This is a genomic window from Bradyrhizobium sp. STM 3809 (assembly GCF_000239795.1).
Taxonomy (GTDB): Bacteria; Pseudomonadota; Alphaproteobacteria; order Rhizobiales; family Xanthobacteraceae; genus Bradyrhizobium.
Window position 1 is genome coordinate 1 of sequence record NZ_CAFJ01000413.1, and the last position, 1634, is coordinate 1634.

General features: G+C 56.4%; 2 protein-coding genes. One reads left to right on the plus strand and one right to left on the minus strand.

Features of this window, described 5'->3' with window-relative positions:
* Positions 1 to 400: hypothetical protein (locus BRAS3809_RS20120; RefSeq protein ID WP_139017390.1), on the minus strand; the 400-nt coding region annotated here is incomplete at its 3' end.
* A 400-nt stretch (positions 401 to 800) separates the two neighbouring features.
* On the opposite strand from BRAS3809_RS20120, the gene BRAS3809_RS34410 reads away from it, so the two are divergent.
* A partial coding sequence (locus BRAS3809_RS34410; RefSeq protein ID WP_052523452.1) for an AraC-like ligand-binding domain-containing protein occupies positions 801 to 1634 on the plus strand: 834 nt, incomplete at its 3' end.

Sequence of the window (1634 nt, forward strand, 5' to 3'; positions counted from 1 at the left end):
CCTTGCCCATTATTGCGCTAAGTACAAATGGCGCGGCAATCTCCATTGTCTGTGCAATGACAACTTCTACCACTATCAATATCAAGAACTCAAAGAGAAGCTCCTCGGTAGGAAGAGAGCGATTTTTCGCCTCTTCAAGTTTCTTTTCCAAAAACTGAAGTCGGGCGTCCTGCATGTTGTTGATAGCAAGGCAAATACCGTCTTTTACGAGTTCGCACAACGAATCTTCTGCTTGCTGAAGATCGTCAATTCCTCTTTCTATGTAGAGTCTAAGATATCGAACCTCATCATCCAATTTCCACAGATTGCGGTCCCTCATCCCATCCATGGCTGCGACAAGGTTGGCAACTTCTCGTGCAGCATCCATTCCAGCCGACTGCGTTTGTCCATTGGAGCTCATCAGTAATTCCTCGCCGCCAGGTCAGTCGCTAAGGTTGCGTCACCACCATGGGGAAGCCACGGAATTCGACCGTCCGCGATCCCATTGTTTCATTTTCGTTCGCATCTTTCTTCGACTCACGCGACAAATGAGTAGGTTTGGAGCGACCTCGTCGATACGAGCTGATATCAATGAAAGAGAGGCTGACTGTCGCGCCTGCGGTCAGTTTCTGGTGGCGCTCGGAGAAACGTGGCGATTGTGCGTCTGCCGGCGCAGGACAAGCCGCCCTTGTCCGGTTTGGAAGTCATCCCGATGGTGAGAGAAGTCACGGGGAGCTTGAACTTCCCGATGAGATGCATCGACAGACCTCAGAACATTGTCGCGGCCCGCTCAGGTTGCATAACTATGCCAGAGTCCGACCATGAACAGCGCAATTGGCGCCACAACGATCGTCAACGGTGACTGCACAGTCGTAAGGTTCTCGACCGCGAACTACGCGCCGCGGGAACGCTTTGCCGCCTGGCGCGATATCTATGGCCGGACCCTGCAGCGGTTGGATATCGAGCCGCTGTCGACCCGGCAGTTCAATGCCGAAGCGACCCTGCTGAAGATGCCTGGTCTTGCCCTGATGGCCGGCCGCCGTTCCGCTTCGATCTATAATCGCCGTCGGGAATTCATCGATCATGACGATGTCGGCTTCACGTGCGGCCTCACTTCAAATTATCAGGCCCACCAATTCGGCCGTACCCTCGACATGGAGCGCGGACATGCGATCGTCATGACTGGCGCCGAACCGGCCTTTCTGCGGGTGCCCAAGCTCGGCAACTACATCAACCTGCGCGTACCGGTGCGGTATCTATCGCCACTCATCAGAGATCTCGATGCCGCCTACGGCCGATCGGTCCCGGCTGAAAACCCGGCGCTGCAGCTTCTCACCCGCTACATCAGCATTCTTCAGGAGGCCGAAACATTCGGGGTACCTGAACTCAGAACCCGGGTCGTCGCGCACATCCACGATCTCATTGCGCTCGCCATCGGAGCGACACGGGACGCCGCGGAGGTCGCACGGAATCGGGGAGCGCGAGCGGCGCGATTGCGCGCGATCAAGGAGGATATCGTAACATGGCTCGACCAACCCAACCTGTCGGTGGCGACAATCGCCACACGCCATCGGGTACAGCCGCGCTGGGTCCAACGGCTGTTCGAAAGCGAAGGGACGACGTTCACCGCGTTTCTGCTTGCGCAGCGTCTTGAT